This is a genomic window from Christiangramia fulva (assembly GCF_003024155.1).
In the GTDB taxonomy this organism is placed as follows: Bacteria; Bacteroidota; Bacteroidia; order Flavobacteriales; family Flavobacteriaceae; genus Christiangramia; species Christiangramia fulva.
This window is the reverse complement of sequence record NZ_CP028136.1, coordinates 691,395-707,960: the sequence shown is the minus strand read 5'-3', so window position 1 is coordinate 707,960 and position 16,566 is coordinate 691,395. Positions and strand designations below refer to the sequence as shown.

The 16,566-nt window shown below is 40.6% G+C and carries 11 protein-coding genes; 8 read left to right on the top strand and 3 right to left on the bottom strand.

Annotated features, from left to right (window positions below):
* Window positions 1–35 precede the first annotated feature (35 nt).
* The 8 genes from ccoS to C7S20_RS03225 all read left to right on the top strand — a co-directional run bounded on the left by ccoS (window position 36) and on the right by C7S20_RS03225 (window position 10,464).
* Window positions 36–218 (top strand): cbb3-type cytochrome oxidase assembly protein CcoS, encoded by a 183-nt coding sequence (gene ccoS, locus C7S20_RS03260; protein WP_107011131.1) that lies wholly within the window; start codon window positions 36–38, stop codon window positions 216–218.
* Window positions 219–225: 7 nt separating this feature from the next.
* Window positions 226–2,418: a cytochrome-c oxidase, cbb3-type subunit I gene (gene ccoN, locus C7S20_RS03255; protein WP_107011130.1), complete on the top strand. Its 2,193-nt coding sequence runs from the start codon at window positions 226–228 to the stop codon at window positions 2,416–2,418.
* A gap of 14 nt (window positions 2,419–2,432) precedes the next feature.
* Window positions 2,433–2,642, top strand: coding sequence for a CcoQ/FixQ family Cbb3-type cytochrome c oxidase assembly chaperone (locus tag C7S20_RS03250; protein WP_107011129.1), 210 nt, complete (start codon window positions 2,433–2,435; stop codon window positions 2,640–2,642).
* Window positions 2,643–2,650: 8 nt separating this feature from the next.
* Complete coding sequence (locus C7S20_RS03245; protein WP_107011128.1) at window positions 2,651–3,613, top strand: cbb3-type cytochrome c oxidase N-terminal domain-containing protein; 963 nt, start codon at window positions 2,651–2,653, stop codon at window positions 3,611–3,613.
* Window positions 3,614–3,621: 8 nt separating this feature from the next.
* A complete protein-coding gene (gene ccoG / locus C7S20_RS03240) occupies window positions 3,622–5,031 on the top strand; it encodes a cytochrome c oxidase accessory protein CcoG (protein ID WP_107011127.1) in 1,410 nt (469 codons plus the stop codon).
* A 12-nt stretch (window positions 5,032–5,043) separates the two neighbouring features.
* Window positions 5,044–5,499, top strand: a complete 456-nt coding sequence (locus C7S20_RS03235) for a FixH family protein (protein WP_227009090.1) — start codon at window positions 5,044–5,046, stop codon at window positions 5,497–5,499.
* Entirely contained in the window at window positions 5,499–6,227 is a 729-nt protein-coding gene (locus tag C7S20_RS03230) for a sulfite exporter TauE/SafE family protein (RefSeq protein ID WP_107011126.1), read from the top strand. Before C7S20_RS03235 ends, C7S20_RS03230 begins: the two co-directional genes overlap by 1 nt.
* 379 nt (window positions 6,228–6,606) lie before the next feature.
* Window positions 6,607–10,464, top strand: a complete 3,858-nt coding sequence (locus tag C7S20_RS03225; protein WP_159039860.1) for a hybrid sensor histidine kinase/response regulator transcription factor — start codon at window positions 6,607–6,609, stop codon at window positions 10,462–10,464.
* Between the two features lie 72 nt (window positions 10,465–10,536).
* Here C7S20_RS03225 and C7S20_RS03220 read toward each other — a convergent pair whose 3' ends face one another.
* The 3 genes from C7S20_RS03220 to C7S20_RS03210 all read right to left on the bottom strand — a co-directional run bounded on the left by C7S20_RS03220 (window position 10,537) and on the right by C7S20_RS03210 (window position 16,566).
* Window positions 10,537–12,936, bottom strand: a complete 2,400-nt coding sequence (locus C7S20_RS03220) for a glycoside hydrolase family 31 protein (protein WP_107011124.1) — start codon at window positions 12,934–12,936, stop codon at window positions 10,537–10,539.
* Window positions 12,937–13,002: 66 nt separating this feature from the next.
* Window positions 13,003–14,910 (bottom strand): 1,4-alpha-glucan branching protein GlgB, encoded by a 1,908-nt coding sequence (glgB, locus tag C7S20_RS03215; protein WP_107011123.1) that lies wholly within the window; start codon window positions 14,908–14,910, stop codon window positions 13,003–13,005.
* Window positions 14,911–14,919: 9 nt separating this feature from the next.
* Window positions 14,920–16,566: a maltokinase N-terminal cap-like domain-containing protein gene (locus C7S20_RS03210; RefSeq protein WP_107011122.1), complete on the bottom strand. Its 1,647-nt coding sequence runs from the start codon at window positions 16,564–16,566 to the stop codon at window positions 14,920–14,922.

Here is a 16,566-nt window from a genome sequence, read left to right as displayed (position 1 = left end):
CATAAAAATATTTTTACGCCCAGATTCGAATAATCATGAATATCATTTATCTCTTACTTGCTGTTAGTCTTGTTGTTGCGCTGATCTTTTTTGTGGCCTTCATCTTTTCGGTGAAGAGCGGTCAGTATGACGATGTCTATACACCTTCGGTAAGAATGTTATTTGATGATGAGGTAAAAACCAAAAAAAAGGAAACATCAAAAAAGAGTAATCAATAAATAAACTATGGAAGTACAGCAATTTTACTACGATAATAAGATCGTAAAGAAATTTATCGTGGCGACCCTTTTCTGGGGTGTTATTGGGATGAGCGTGGGTTTGCTGCTCGCCTTCTTATTTTTATTTCCGGAGCTTACCAGTGGAATCTCCTGGCTAAGTTTTGGTCGGTTAAGACCTTTACATACCAATGCGGTCATTTTTGCCTTTGTTGGAAATGCCATTTTCGCCGGAGTTTATTATTCTACCCAGCGTTTGCTTAAAGCGCGAATGTTTAGCGACGCCCTGAGCAACATCAATTTTTGGGGTTGGCAGCTCATTATTGTTGGTGCTGCGATCACCCTGCCGCTTGGTTTTACGTCTTCAAAAGAATATGCCGAGCTTGAATGGCCTTTTGATATCGCTATTGCGCTGGTTTGGGTAGCATTCGGAATTAACCTTATTGGTACCATGATCAAGAGAAGGCAACGACACCTTTATGTGGCGATCTGGTTCTATCTGGCCACCTTCGTTACCGTGGCTGTGCTTCATATTTTTAATAATATAGAATTACCGGTAGATTTTCTAAAAAGTTATTCGGTATACGCAGGAGTTCAGGATGCACTGGTGCAATGGTGGTACGGGCATAACGCGGTAGCCTTTTTCCTTACTACGCCTTTCCTGGGATTGATGTACTATTTTGTTCCGAAAGCGGCAAACAGGCCGGTATATTCTTATCGATTATCTATTGTTCACTTCTGGTCCCTGATCTTTATTTATATCTGGGCAGGACCACACCATCTTCTATATACATCACTCCCTGAATGGGCGCAAAACCTTGGAGTTGCTTTTTCAGTGATGTTGTTATTCCCTTCCTGGGGTGGGATGATCAATGGTTTGCTAACCCTTCGCGGAGCATGGGATAAAGTTAGGGTTGATCCTGTTTTGAAATTCATGGTAGTGGCGATCACGGGTTATGGTATGGCAACTTTTGAAGGCCCTATGCTTTCCCTTAAAAACGTGAATGCCATCGCTCACTTTAGTGACTGGATCATTGCCCACGTGCATGTTGGTGCACTGGCATGGAACGGATTCCTCACCTTTGGAATGGTGTATTGGCTCGTTCCCCGATTATTCAAAACTAAACTTTGGTCAACAAAACTTGCCAACGCGCATTTCTGGATTGGAACTTTGGGGATCATAATGTATACCCTGCCGATGTATGTCGCTGGATTTGTTCAGGCTTCTATGTGGAAACAGTTTAATCCCGATGGAACCCTAACCTATGGAAACTTTCTAGAGACCGTTCAGCAGATCATGCCAATGTACTGGATGCGCGCCATAGGAGGAAGTTTGTACATTTTCGGAACTTTTATCCTTCTTTATAATATTATAAAAACCGTAAAACAGGGCAGCCCGGTAGAAGATGAGCTGGCCGAAGCAGAAGCCCTGCAAAAGGTTACTAAAAAACGTACCAGGGGAGAAGCATGGCATACCTGGCTTGAAAGACGTCCTGTAAAACTTACCATTTACGCCACTATTGCAATTCTTATAGGAGGTATGGTGCAGATCATTCCCTCGTTGATGGTTGATGAATATGTGCCGGTGATTTCGAGTGTTAAACCATATACGCCCCTTGAACTTGAAGGCAGGGATCTTTATATCAGGGAAGGTTGTGTGAGTTGTCATTCACAAATGATCCGTCCTTTCCGGAGTGAAGTTGAACGTTATGGAGAATACTCAAAAGCGGGCGAATACGTATATGACCATCCGTTTTTATGGGGAAGTAAACGTACGGGCCCCGATCTTCACCGGGTAGGTAAGAAATATTCCGATAACTGGCACCTTAACCATATGTATGATCCCCGAAGTACTTCAGCAGGTTCTATCATGCCTTCCTATCAATGGCTTATAAAGAATAAACTGGATAAGTCTAATACTGAAGATAAAATGAGGGCCATGCAAAATCTTGGTGTGCCTTATACCGATGAAGAGATCGCGAAGGCACAGGAAGCGATGGAAGCCCAGGGCGCAAAAATCGAAGAGAGTTTATACTCCGATCCCGATTTTGCATCTACTTATGAAGCCGACAAAAAAATTGCCCGCGAAAATGGAGAGGAATTTACCGAAATGAAAGACCGTGAGATCGTGGCTCTTATTGCTTATCTGCAAAGATTGGGAACCGATATCAAAGCTGAAGATCTTTCAAATGTCACTAACTAAAAAAATACAACATCATGCTTAAATATGTAAAAGGACCTTTGGAAAGTATAGATGGCGTTGCCATTTATCCAATCATTTCCCTGCTCATTTTCTTCATCTTTTTTGCAGCGCTGTTTTTTTGGGTAGTGACAGCAAGAAAAGAATATATAAATGAAGTTAGCCAGCTTCCTCTGGAAAAAGAGGAAGCCGATCAGGAAAACAGCCTTGACCTAACCATTAATTAAATTAACCGATGAAATTATTTTTTTCCATATTAAGAATTACAGGGCTTACCGCACTCGCAGTTGTTCTTATAGACCTTACGCTGGACGTGGGTGACCAATCGCCCTACCAGGCCTATCCTGTTTTATGGCTCATTCTTGCTGTAATAGTGTTTATAGCTATTGCTATTGAAGTTTCTGTAGCATCTTTAAGAAGCCTTCTGTATAGGTCGCTGACCCCTGAAGCCAAGGAAAGCTATGACGCTTTTATGGCTGCCAAAGAAGAGAAGCGCAGCAACTGGCTTAAAAAAACCTATAGAAAGCTCATAGACCGCAAACCGGTTGAAAAGGAAGATGAGATCGTTCTGGATCATAATTATGACGGAATACGCGAACTTGACAATAACCTTCCGCCGTGGTGGTTGTATGGCTTTTATGCCAGTATCATTTTCGCTTTTGTGTATCTGGCGAGATACCACATTTTTAACGGCACTACGCAGATAGAAGAATTTAACCAGGAAATGGCTGAAGCTAAAGCTGCAGTAGAGGAATACAAAAAGAATGCTGATGATCTTATCGACATGAATACTGTGGAACGGCTTACCGGTGAAGCAGATCTTAAAGCCGGACAGTCGATTTTCGAAACAAAATGTTTCGCCTGTCATAAAATGGACGGTGGAGGAGGAATAGGTCCTAACCTTACCGATGACTACTGGATCAATGGTGGCGGAATTAAGAATGTTTTTCATACTATTTCTGAAGGAGGCCGTGCCGGTAAAGGTATGGTAGCCTGGAAAACTGAATTAACACCAAAAGAGCGTGCCCAGGTAGCAAGTTATGTGCTTAGTCTTCATGGCACTGAACCTGCCAGCCCGAAGGAACCTCAGGGAGAGTTATGGGTAGATCCCGATGCACCTAAACAGGAACAGCCAGATAAACAAACAGATTCTATAAAAGCAAATACCGGTATTAAAGCAATACAAACCATAGAATAAAAAAGTAAGTGGACGAAAATTTCAGAAATAGTATCTCAACGGTAGACAGTAAAGGGAAACGTTCATGGGTGTATCCTCGCAAACCATCGGGGAAACTCTATGAATACAGGAAAATTGTGAGTTATTTACTACTGGCATTTCTGTTCATATCTCCTTTTATAAAAGTAAACGGGAAGCAGTTCTTAATGTTTAACGTGCTCGAACGCCGTTTTAATATTTTCGGGGCAAGTTTCTGGCCACAGGATTTTTATCTATTTGTGATAATAATGCTGATAGGTGTGGTTTTCATTCTTCTTTTTACCGTAGCCTTCGGAAGAATATTCTGTGGCTGGATATGCCCTCAAACAATTTTTCTGGAAATGGTCTTTCGTAGAATCGAATTCTGGATCGAAGGAGACCGTGGAAAACAGATCAAGCTGGATAAACAGAACTGGAATGCGGAAAAAATCAGGAAAAAAGGATTGAAATGGACGGTCTTTTTCCTGGTTTCTTTCCTCATAGCCAATGTTTTTTTGGCTTACCTTATTGGGAGTGAGAGGTTGCTGCTTTATATCAAAGAAGGTCCGCAGGCGCATTTCAGTACTTTGTTTTCCCTCCTTATCTTCACCTCTGTTTTTTATTTTGTTTTTGCCTGGTTTCGCGAGCAGGTATGTATTATAGCCTGTCCCTACGGTCGTTTACAGGGAGTTCTTTTAGACACCAAATCTATAGTTGTTGCCTACGACCACAAACGCGGAGAAAAGGAAAAAGGAAGAGCGAAATTTAAGAAAAATGAAGATCGCGCTGCTTCGGGGAAAGGTGATTGTATTGATTGTATGCAATGTGTGCAGGTTTGCCCTACAGGGATCGATATTCGAAATGGGACTCAGCTGGAGTGCGTGAATTGTACCGCCTGTATCGATGCGTGTGACCACATGATGGAAGCTGTAGATCTTCCAAAAGGCCTCATTCGATATGCCAGCGAGGAGAATATTCAGAAAAAAGCACCTTTCCGGTTTACACCAAGAATGAAAGGCTATACTACGGTTCTGGGAATTCTAATTTCAGTTTTTGTTGGCTTACTTTTTCTTAGAAGTGATCTCGAAGCAGATATTCTGCGACTTCCCGGACAATTATACGAGCATAAAGCCGGCAATGTGATCAGCAATGTTTACACTTTTAAGCTTATCAATAAAACCAACCTGGAATATAACGATGTGCATTTCAAGCTTCTTTCACCTAAAGGTGATATAGAGATCGTGAAAAATGACCAAATTCATGTTCCTGCCAATGGGCTTTCAGAAGGAACTCTTTTCATAAATATCAACAGGTCGCTTTTGAAGGATGAAAAAGATGAAGTTAAAATTGGTGTTTATAATAAAAATCAGTTGATCGAAACTACCCGCACCACCTTTATGGGACCGCGGAGTTATAATTAAAAATATCTGAAGATGAAAATAAAAATAAATTGGGGAACCGGCATCGTACTGGGAATGACAGGATTTATAGGATTTATTATGTTCTTCGTGGTGCAGATGCTGGGGAGTAAGGATTTTGATCATGACCTGGTAACTGAAGATTACTATGGAGCAGAACTTCATTATCAGCAGGATATCAATGCGGAAGAAAACGCTTTCGGGCTTTCCGAAAAAGTGAAGGTGGAAAGATCTGATAACGGATGGCTCATTACTTTTCCGAAAGAAGTAAAAGCTGAAGATATTGTTGGGAAGGTTACTTTATATCGTCCTTCTGACAAAAAACTGGATTTTACGGTTTCACTCACGAAAATGCAGGCGAACCAGGTTTTGGTTCAGGCAGATAAATTACTGGCCGGACGCTGGAATATGAACATAGCCTGGACCAGTAATAATAAAGATTACCTGGTACGAAAAGAATTATCCTGGTAATGTATTTTACAGCACTCATATTTGGTCTTCTGGGAAGTTTTCACTGCATGGGAATGTGCGGTCCAATAGCTTTTCTCTTGCCCGTAGACCGGAATAATAATTTTAAAAAAGGTTTACAGATCTTTCTTTACCACGCCGGAAGGATCTTTTCTTACACTCTTATTGGCGCCATTTTCGGATTATTGGGAAAGAGCATTTCCCTTTTCGGACTTCAACAGAAATTATCGATCATCATTGGCCTGGTCATGCTTTCCCTGATCTTTATTCCGGCAGGAAAAAAAGGGCTTGACCGCCTTATGAATCCGGCTTTTAAAGGAATTTCAAAGATTAAATCACAGATAGGAGCTGAGCTGAAAAAAAAGCGTCCGGATACTTTTTTTAGCATTGGTTTTCTAAATGGATTGCTGCCTTGCGGACTGGTATATATGGCCGTTCTGGGAGCGACTGCCGTACAGGGAATGCTGGAAGGAGCAGCCTATATGGCAATTTTTGGTTTAGGAACCATTCCCCTTATGACTGCTGTGGTATGGGCCGGCAATTTTGTATCGGTAAAAATGCGGAACAATATGAAAAAGGCCATTCCTGTAATGATCGCTATAATGGGAGTATTATTTATTATTCGAGGAATGGGATTAGGAATTCCCTATATGTCACCTAAACAGGCCACCAAAATGAAAACTTCTATAGAATGTCACCCGGTAAGTTTTGCTTCTGAAAATAATAAATAGAAGAAATCCCGTAATATTTACCAATTTTCATTTTTACATTGGAATTTAAACTAAGCTGATTTACTTTTATAGATGTAATTGCCTGAAAAGGTAATTCGAAGGCTAACTTATTATGCGTTTGTATAATGGTTAGCCTTTTTTGCATTTTTGACTTGCTAAAAAACCTCCATTTCGCGAGCCTTGCAAAGAAACTGCTCCTCCTAAAGAATTTAAAAATCTCTGAAAACTATAATAAAATAAGCTTGTTCAAGAAATTTCATTCTCCCGATCACTTGTTAATATCATCTTAATAAATCTCCCTCAAAACTTTATGAAACAGGGATTTATCACTTTGATAATTCCTAAATTATCCTTGTTTACATAATTAAAAATTTAGGATTTGGGGCATTTTAAATTGAAGATTCTGTATTCCCTTATGTTCATGTGGGGAATTGCCGGTACGGTTACCGGGCAGGATGTACGGTCGGTTCAGCGGATAAAATCTGTAGAACCTTTTGAAAGGGCAGAAAAAGTTTCCATTCAGCAGGATTTAGATCAAAATCTTTGGATCACCACACCGCTAAAGGTGATCAGGTACAATTCTGCCGAAATGCAGATCTACAATCGTTTTAAGGGAGTTCCCAAAGAACTTGGGCAGGAACTTTTAACTACTTACACCGATTCTTTTGATCATATCTGGCTAGCCGGGGAGAAAGGCCTGGCAGTCTATAATCTGCAGCAGGACGCTTTTGACTTTGTAAGCAATAGTACCGGGAAAATCTATAAAATGTTTGAAGATGATCGTAAGCAGTTGTGGATCGCTGCCGAAAATGGAATTTTTAAGCTGGATATTTCATCTAAAGAAAAAGATTTCTCGCTCTCGCGATTTATCTCTGAAAATACAATGGCTTCCTCGATCGTCAGCTACGGAAATTTAATAGCGGTTGCCGGACCCAACGGAGTGATCACCATTAACCTGGAATCAGGAAAATTTGATAAAAAAGATCTCGGTTATTATCAGAACCTTGAAATAACCACTGTTCTTGCCCTGGATGATAAACTTGTGATCGGGACGAAAGATCATGGCCTTTATACTTCAGATTTCCAGTTCAGCAAAATAAACCGGGTTTATACTCTTCCTTATGCAGCTTCACAGGCAGAAATCACTTCGCTTCAAAAATTTGGTGATCAGGTTATAGTGGCTACCAATGGAGCTGGGATCGTACGTTTGGGTAAGGATATGGATTTGATCTCGGGTCCTTCTCCCGCATATCCTGAAAATATCTATACCACCTATCTTGACATGCAGAATCTTTTATGGATGGTCTCCAATAAAGGACTCTTTCTTCAGAATTTTACCACCTTTGGAGTGAAACGACTGGTACATAATCCTTCGAAATATTCAAGCCTCGCCGATGATTTTGTAACTGCACTGGTAAAAGATTCCAATGGCAACATTTGGGTGGGCAGTGGTGAAGGTCTGAGTATTTGGAACTCAGCCAACGAAAGCTGGAGGCATATTAAAAACCTCAATTTCGAAAAAACTTTTAAAGCGCCAGATAATGTTACCAATCTGGCTTCTGTGAACGAACATGTATGGGTGGCAACTTCAAATGACGGGGTGTATAAAGTGAATATAAACACCTTGTTAAGAGCGCATTATTCCATTGACGCCCTGTATAAAACTCCCATAAAATCTGCCCAGTCATTGTTTGTCGATTCAAAAGAGAATGTCTGGATTGGTGGAGACGACGGTTTTCTTACCGAGATCCTGGCAAATTCACAAATAAAGACTTTTCCTATAAAAAATGTGATGGCCATGGCTGAACTTGGTCCTAAAGACCTTATAGTGGCGACGAAAAGTCGTATTCATTCTTTAAATCCTTATTCTGGTCGCATCACCGATCTTACAAAACTTAATGCAGGAGGAGAACTTACCTATTATGATATCAATGATCTTGAGATTACCAATAAAGGTATTGGCCTTATCGCGACCGATGGCGAAGGTCTGTTGCTATATGATTTTGATTCGGAAACCTATGAAAAACTGAATAAAGACAAAGGACTTCCTTCAAACAACGTGGTTGCCGTGAAATGGACGAACAATGACGAGTATTGGATTTCTACTGATAAGGGACTCGCTTTCTATGATGATGCAACCAAAAACCTCAAGGTTTTTACTGAACTGAACGGATTAACAAGTACAGAGCTTACTACCGGTTTTTCAGAACTTGAGGATGGAAGCTATGTTTTGGGAAGTGTCAAAGGTTTGAATGTTTTCAAACCGCGCAGCATGCTTGCCCAATCTGAATTTAAACCTGATTTGAAACTGCAGAATCTGGAAGTGGCTTCGAAAGATAATAAGAAGAAAGAATTCTCTCTGGCAGGTAAAAATGACATTGAACTTTCAAATCGGGATAACTTCAGGATAAGTTTTAAGGGAATTTCGAATCTTAATCCGCAAGACCTTCAGTATTCATGGAAGCTTCAGGGTTTTGATGATGAATGGAGTGAACCTTCGTCGGTGAAAACGGTAAATTATGCCAGCCTTCCTGCAGGGAGCTATGATTTTATGGTAAAAAGCAGGCTGGGCGATGCAGCCTGGAGTGATCCGAAAACTTTGAAAATTGATGTTCAGGAAGCCGGGGCGACCATCAGTTCAGTTTACCTGTTCATGGGAATTGGAATCATAGCGATGATCCTCATATTCGCTGTGGTTTTTATAAAAAGATCCAGGTCTGCAGAACGTGCGGCAAGAGCGGAACTTAGGAATAAGCTTAAAAAAGAGTTTGGAAAACCCATAGAAAACGCTGTACAGTCACTGAACAAGATTTCTGAAACGGCTTCAGAAGAACAAACCGAAGACCTGCAGCGTTATGCGGCAAGATTTGATGAGCTTTTTCAGCAAATCCTTAATTTTAATTATGAAGAATCTGTCTATGAAATTTCCAGGATCGATATGCATCAGCATATCCCGGCACTTTTAGGCGAAATCGAACCTTTGTTTGAAAATAAATCCCTGGAGATCAGTTTAAATGACCAGTGGGGAGAAAATGTGTTCTATTATAACCGGGAATACCTCGATAAGATCCTTTTCAGTCTGGTTTCAAGCAGTGCCTGTTATTTTCATAAATCAGGAAAGGTCATTGTAAATCTTATCGAAACCAGTGTTGGAGACCTTAAGCTGCAGATTACAGATAACGGACTCGGAATACCGCCTTCGCACCTTAGAATTCTCGAAAAGAAAACTGCTCCTCCTAAAAGCAGGAAATTCAGGAACGATAACGGGCTGAATTTTATCCTTCAGGCAAGAGAGCTTATTCAGCAGAGTGGTGGAAGCTTTAATTTTGAATCTGAAAAGAATGAAGGTTCAACTTTTACCGCTATTCTGAAGAATAGAAAACAGGATTACAGAAAGGTGCCTGAAAGAGCCGCGAAAGTTTTAATGGCTCAAAAACAGAAAACAAATCCGAAAACTGTTTTTCCAGCAGAACTGACAAATTTCAGTGAAAGCAAGATCCTTATTATCGAAAATGACAAGGAAACCAAGGAACTGCTGATGCGGAATATTGGCAAATATTGCCAGATCTACCAGGCATCCACAGCCGAAGAGGGAATAGAGAAGGCTGGAATGATCTTTCCCGATATAATTATTTCGGCTACCGTTTTACCCGATATGAATGCTTTCCAGCTAACCAAAATGTTGAAAAGGAATATCGGCCTTAATCACATCAGTATTTTTATGGTTGCAGATGAAGATGTGACCTTTGCGCAGGAACAGCTGGAAGGTCTTTCTGAAGTCATCAGGAAACCAATAGATATCAACTTGATGCTGACCAGGATCACGGAAATACTGAAATGGCAGCGAAATATCAGAAACAGCTACGTGAGATCGCATATTGAAGATATTCCCGGGGAGTACAGGAGTGAAAGTGATGAGCGTTTTATAGCTAATCTTGCAGATAATATCATTCAGAATATTAAGAACGAAACCTATACCGTTCATGACCTAAGCGCATCAGTGGGCATATCCAGCAATACACTGTTTATGAAGCTTAAGAGCCTTGTGGATCTTTCACCACAGGATTTCATGGAGTTCACCCGCCTTAATTACGCACGGGAACTGATGGAAAAAGGAGAGTTCAATATTATGGAGATTGCTTATAAATCTGGATTCTCCAGTCCTAAACTATTTTACAGTTCCTTTAAAAAATTCTTCGGATATACCCCCGCGGGTACCGTAGAAAAACCAGATTAAATTTACCCCAACAAAAAAGCGGCGGTTTGAAAACATCCAAACCGCCGCTTTTTCTATTTTCCTTCAACAAGATCAGCCTACTAGGTGCAGTTCACTGAATTCTTTTGATATGATAAAGCTTTTATCTTCGTCGTTATACTCCAGATCTGCAGGTTTTACTTCTTCATTGTCAAAAAAGATCTGTTTAACCTCAAAAGGAAGTCCAAATACCTTCAGCTTGAAATTCTTATAGGGTGCTGAATATTTTCCATTTTTATGCTGGCGCAGGATCATTTCATCTTCCTTACCTGTAAATTTAAAGGTACGGTGACTGAACATTCCCTGGCGATATTCGTATCCATCATGGGAATCTTCATAGAATTCTGAATTTTCTTTTCCTATTTTATAGTAGACGTCCAGCTGAACTTCTTCTATTTTCTTCTCATCTACATATTGCTGAACCGGATATTTTGGAATAATAGCTCCTTCCTTGATAAACACGGGAATAGTTTCTAAAGGAGCCTCAACCCACATTTCGCGTCCGCCGGTGACCACATTATTATTCCAGAGGTTATACCATTTTCCTTTCGGGATGTACATTCTTCTTCCCTGTACGTTTGGTTCCTGAACAGGACACACCAAAATCTGGTTTCCGAAAATAAATTCATCGGCTCGATGATGGGTTTGAACATCTTCCTGATCATAATAAACCAATGGTTTAAGAATAGGGATTCCTTCCTGGACATAATGGAAAAAAGCGGTGTAGAGGTAGGGCAGAAGCTGATATCGCAACTCCACATATTTTTTGGTGATTCCCAATACTTCGTCTCCGAAGAACCAGGGTTCCTGTTCGCCGTGATCTCCAGACGAATGAACCCTACAGAAAGGATGGAAAATACCCAATTGGATCCACCGTGCGAAAAGTTCTCCTGAGGGTTGCTCAGCGAATCCGCCAATGTCTGATCCTGCAAAACTCATCCCGCTCATGCAAAGTCTTTGAATCTGCACGTTTGCTAGCCAAAGATGCTCCCAGCTTGCCACATTATCTCCGGTCCAGGTAGAAGTATAACGTTGTCCACCGGCATAATTTGCCCGGGTAATTATAAATGGACGTTTAGGGAAATTGAATTTTTTCACTCCTTCATAAGTTCCCCTTGCCATTTGCATACCATAAACGTTATGCGCTTTACGATGGCTGCACGGATGCCCGTCATAATCATGACGCACGTCAAGAGGGAAGGTTTTTCCGGGAACTTCCATGACTGCGGGTTCGTTCATATCATTCCAGATACCTTTTACACCTATTTCGCCAATGAGCTCACGATAAAGTCCGCTCCACCATTCCCTAACCTCGGGATTAGTAAAATCGGGGAAATAACATTCTCCCGGCCATACTTTTCCACGCATTTTTGGACCATCGGCACGCCGACAGAAATAATCTTTTTCCAGCGCTTCTTTAAATACCGGATAATTAAGATCTATTTTTATTCCCGGGTCGATTATAGCCACGGTTTTAAAACCGTCATTTTCGAGCTCCTTAACCATTCGTTTTGGGTCTGGAAAATAATCTTTATTCCAGGTGAAACACCTGAAACCTTCCATATAATCTATATCTAAATAAAGGGCGTCACAGGGAAAATTCAGTTCCCTGAATTTTGCCGCGATCTCTCTTACTTTACTTTCCGGATAATAACTCCATTTAGATTGATGATATCCCAAAGCCCACATTGGCGGAAGCTCCGGTTTCCCGGTAAGATCGGTGTAGGTGGTGAGTACATCGGCCATCTGCGGACCGTAAATGAAATAATAGTTCATTTCGCCACCATCGGCCCAGAAACTGGTAACATTCCTTCGTTCCTGGCAAAAATCAAAATGAGTTTTAAAGGTGTTGTCAAAGAAGATTCCGTAGCAAATATTGCTGTGCAGTCCCATATAAAACGGCACTGCCTTGTACAATTCCACGGTGTCCTTTCCGTAGGCATACTGGTCAGTATTCCAGAGGCTCAGACGTTTTCCTTTTAAATTAAAATTGGTAGGTTTATCGCCAAGACCAAAATAGTTTTCCTGGTCTTTTGATGATTTGCTCATTTTCACAAAGCTTCCTCCAAATTCGAAAGTCTCTTCCCAGTGAAATCCTAATTCATCTTCAAGTATTTTCCTGCCGTCAAGCTCATACATTCCTACCCGCAGATCGTCTTTTGCGACGCGGCATATAAATTTTTCAGTTATTATTTCTACATGTGATTCATTGTCATCAACAGTAAGTTTATTGAATCCCTGAGGATTGTCTTCATCTATTGCGTAGGAAAAGTCATGCTCGAAAATACCATTGGTAGAATATCGAAAACGAAGCATATTATCGCGAAGAACCGTGACCTGCAATCGTACCCCGTTCTTAGATATAAAATTTATGGTGTCCTGGTCGTGTTCATATGAAATTAATCCTGCGGGGAATAAATTCCCCTTCTGTTCAAGCTCTGTATTGGTAATCATAGGTCTACATTCAAAAATTGTGGATACAAAAGAAACTTATTCAAATGAAAAAAATACAAAAATCGATTATAAAATTTTGAAAACTACCGTACCTAAGGGTGGTATTGTGATACTGGCGGAAAAATCTTTTCCATGAATGGCGGTTTCTTCTATTTTGAGCTGCTTATTGCTAACTCCTGATCCTCCGAATTCTCTTTTATCAGAGCTGAAAATCTCTTTTAGCTTACCTTCACGCGGCATTCCTACGCGATAATTCTCAAGAACGCTTGGAGTAAAGTTGCAGACTATGATTAGGTCATCCTTACGATCTTCTCCTTTTCTGATATAACTTAAGACAGAATTTTCTGAATCATCATAAGCGATCCATTCAAAGCCTTCTGCCACAAACTGTTTTTCATAAAGGGCAGGTTCTTTTCTATATAACTTATTTAATCCGGTTAATAAACTTTTTATTCCTTTATGATAATCATATTGCAGCAAGTGCCAGTCAAGGCTGGTATTGTAATTCCACTCTTCATATTGGCCAATTTCAGCACCCATGAAAAGTAATTTGGCGCCGGGGTGGGTAAACATATAAGAATAGAGAAGCCTTAGATTAGCAAACCGCTGCCATTCGTCGCCGGGCATACGCCCCAAAAGGGAATGTTTGCCGTAAACTACCTCGTCATGACTTAAAGGAAGCACGAAATTCTCGGTGAAGGTATAGGTCATACTAAAAGTGATATCATTCTGATGATATCTGCGGTAAATAGGATCTTTTTTGAAATATTCGAGGGTGTCGTGCATCCAGCCCATCATCCATTTCATTCCGAAGCCAAGGCCACCTAAATCAACAGGTCTAGAGACCATAGGGAAAGAAGTGGATTCTTCGGCGATGGTTTGTACACCTTCAAAACTTTTGTAGACTTCCTGATTCAATTCTCTTACAAAACTTATCGCTTCCAGGTTTTCGCGTCCGCCATGTTCATTTGGTTCCCATTCTCCATCTTCCCGGGAATAATCAAGATAAAGCATAGAGGCCACGGCATCCACACGCAAGCCATCAGCATGATATTTATCGAGCCAGAAAATGGCATTGCTAATTAAAAAAGAACGCACTTCATTTCTTCCGTAGTTAAAGATCAGGCTTTTCCAGTCGGGATGATAACCTCTTCGGGGATCGGGATGTTCATATAAATGAGAGCCGTCGAAAAGCCCCAGACCATGCTTGTCTTCAGGAAAATGCGAAGGGACCCAATCCAGGATCACCCCGATTCCAGCGGCATGAAAAGCGTCCACCAGGTGCATGAATTCCTGCGGATCACCAAATCTGGAAGTGGGGGCAAAATACCCTGTTAACTGATATCCCCAGGAAGGATCATAAGGATATTCCATAATTGGCATAAACTCCACATGGGTAAATCCGCACTCTTTGACGTAATTTACAAGTTCATCGGCCATTTCGGTATAGGTAAGGGAACGGTTTTCATCCATATTTTTTCGCCAGGAACCTAAATGCAGTTCATAGATGGAATAAGGACTTTCCAGGGAATTCTTATCCTTCCTGGAACCTATATGCTTTTTATCTTTCCATTTATAGTCAAGATCCCAGACTATAGAAGCCGTATTAGGCGGACGTTCACATTTTAATGCATAGGGATCGGCCTTTTCCAGGGTCATGTCATTGACATTAGACTGAATTTTATATTTGTATTTGTCCCCTTTTTTAACACCGGGAATAAAACCTTCCCAAATTCCGCTGCCATCCCACCGTACATTAAGAGGATGTTCGCCTTCCAGCCAGTAATTAAAATCTCCAATCACTGAAACATTTTTTGCCGAAGGAGCCCAGACGGCAAAATAAACTCCTTTTTCACCATCTACTTCGGTTATATGGGCACCAAATTTCTCGTAAAGCCTAAAATGTTTTCCAGCCCTGAATAGGGAAATATCAAAATCTGAAAAAAAAGAATGTACCTGTACGTCTTTCTTCATAATATATTTTTATTTTTTCTTGTGTTTTAAAATACTGGCTATTCCTCTTAAAGGGATAATAGTCCAACGTGGGCGTGAATTTAGTTCATATCCCAGTTCATATACTGCTTTTTCCAGCAAACAATAATCCAGTAAAAATTCAATTTCCTGTTTATAACCAATATTGAGGTTGTTTTCCTGAACCGTTTTTACGTAGGTTTCCATAAAAACGGCGATCATATATTTGTATAAAATCTCTCCTGCGGCAAAAAGTTCTTCCTGGCAGGGGGAGAGTTTATCGCTATTATTGAAAATAGTTGAATAAATGGCGTAATGAAAGGAGCGAAACATGCCTGCAACATCTTTAAGAGGAGGTTGTTTCACTTTCCTGTCCTGAATGGTACTCTCGGGCTCCCCCTCAAAATCTAGCAGGTAAAAATCGTCGTGATCGACCAAAACCTGTCCTAGGTGATAATCACCGTGGATTCTCGTACGTTCACTCTTCATTTTTGTCCAGTTGAAATTGAGAAAATGTTCCCTGATCTCTTTTTTGCGATCCAGAAAATCTTTTGCCAGCTCCAGGGCTTCCCCTTCTAATTTGTGCATGTTATTTTCTATGGTGTTCACCCTGTTCTGGAACATATAAATGAGCCTGTTTTTAAGCCAGACAGCGTAATCGCCATTATATTTTGTAGGAGTGAAAGCGGTATCTTGCATGTCACTTCCCAGGGCTATATGCATTTCGGCAGTTCTAAGCGCCAGTTTTGATACTTTAAGAAAAAGATTGAGCCCGGCAAAATCAATAATTTCGGGAGGAATGGAATGAATTGGCTGCCTTTGATAAAGAGAAATATCGGGTAAGCTGGAAGCTTTGATTTTCTTGCTCTCTAAACCTGAAAATACCTTTTTAAGCTCCTGCAGCATATATTTCCATGCGTCACCTTCATTTTCAATAAGCATTTGCATGAGGCCCAGGGTGATGGTTTCACCGTTTTCAAAAGAAAGATTGACGCTTCCAACGTATCCCGGAATATGCCTGAACTTGCTTTTTTCGGTTAAAAAACGAATGATCTCATAATCGGGATTTGTACTGGTGTAAATTCTGCGGAAGAACTTCATTACATACTCATCATTATAAATAATGGAAGTATTGCTTTGCTCGCCGCCCATGAACTTTGAAGATTTATACTTTTGAGGCTGAACAGTTTCAGAGCGGTGAAAAACAGTTTTCTCATCAGGATTGTCGGCAGAATAAGCCATTATTTTATCAAAAACCAGCTTCCTGAAATCTTCAATATGAATGGCGTCAATAAGATAGCCATCCTGCCCGTTAAAGCTCGCCGGAGCTATCGTGGAAGTTTGTTCTTTTATGTCTTTTTGGGCGGTAATGAAGCTCAAAGGGATAAAATAGTTCTGAAAAAAAGCTTCACTAAAATTCACTTCTATGAGCACCCCGTAATAAATATTCTTTGATGAGGCTACCTTGAAAGAATCTACCACTTCAATATATTTCAAAGTGCTTGATTTACCCGCGTACCACCGCTGCTTCAGAATATAATTTTCAAGAATTTCCGTGCTGAAGGTTTTCACAAAATTTTCATCTTCAAATGCGAGTTTCCAATCGCATTTAAATTTATACTCACTCTCTTTCATGTTTGATACGGCCTCTTCTGACAT

Bases quoted from the DNA above. Each gene is read 5' to 3' on its own strand.
- ccoS (WP_107011131.1), top strand. From the start codon at position 36: ATGAATATCATTTATCTCTTACTTGCTGTTAGTCTTGTTGTTGCGCTG.
- ccoN (WP_107011130.1), top strand. From the start codon at position 226: ATGGAAGTACAGCAATTTTACTACGATAATAAGATCGTAAAGAAATTT.
- C7S20_RS03250 (WP_107011129.1), top strand. From the start codon at position 2,433: ATGCTTAAATATGTAAAAGGACCTTTGGAAAGTATAGATGGCGTTGCC.
- C7S20_RS03245 (WP_107011128.1), top strand. From the start codon at position 2,651: ATGAAATTATTTTTTTCCATATTAAGAATTACAGGGCTTACCGCACTC.
- C7S20_RS03235 (WP_227009090.1), top strand. From the start codon at position 5,044: ATGAAAATAAAAATAAATTGGGGAACCGGCATCGTACTGGGAATGACA.
- C7S20_RS03230 (WP_107011126.1), top strand. From the start codon at position 5,499: ATGTATTTTACAGCACTCATATTTGGTCTTCTGGGAAGTTTTCACTGC.
- C7S20_RS03220 (WP_107011124.1), bottom strand. From the start codon at position 12,936: ATGATTACCAATACAGAGCTTGAACAGAAGGGGAATTTATTCCCCGCA.
- glgB (WP_107011123.1), bottom strand. From the start codon at position 14,910: ATGAAGAAAGACGTACAGGTACATTCTTTTTTTTCAGATTTTGATATT.
- C7S20_RS03210 (WP_107011122.1), bottom strand. From the start codon at position 16,566: ATGTCAGAAGAGGCCGTATCAAACATGAAAGAGAGTGAGTATAAATTT.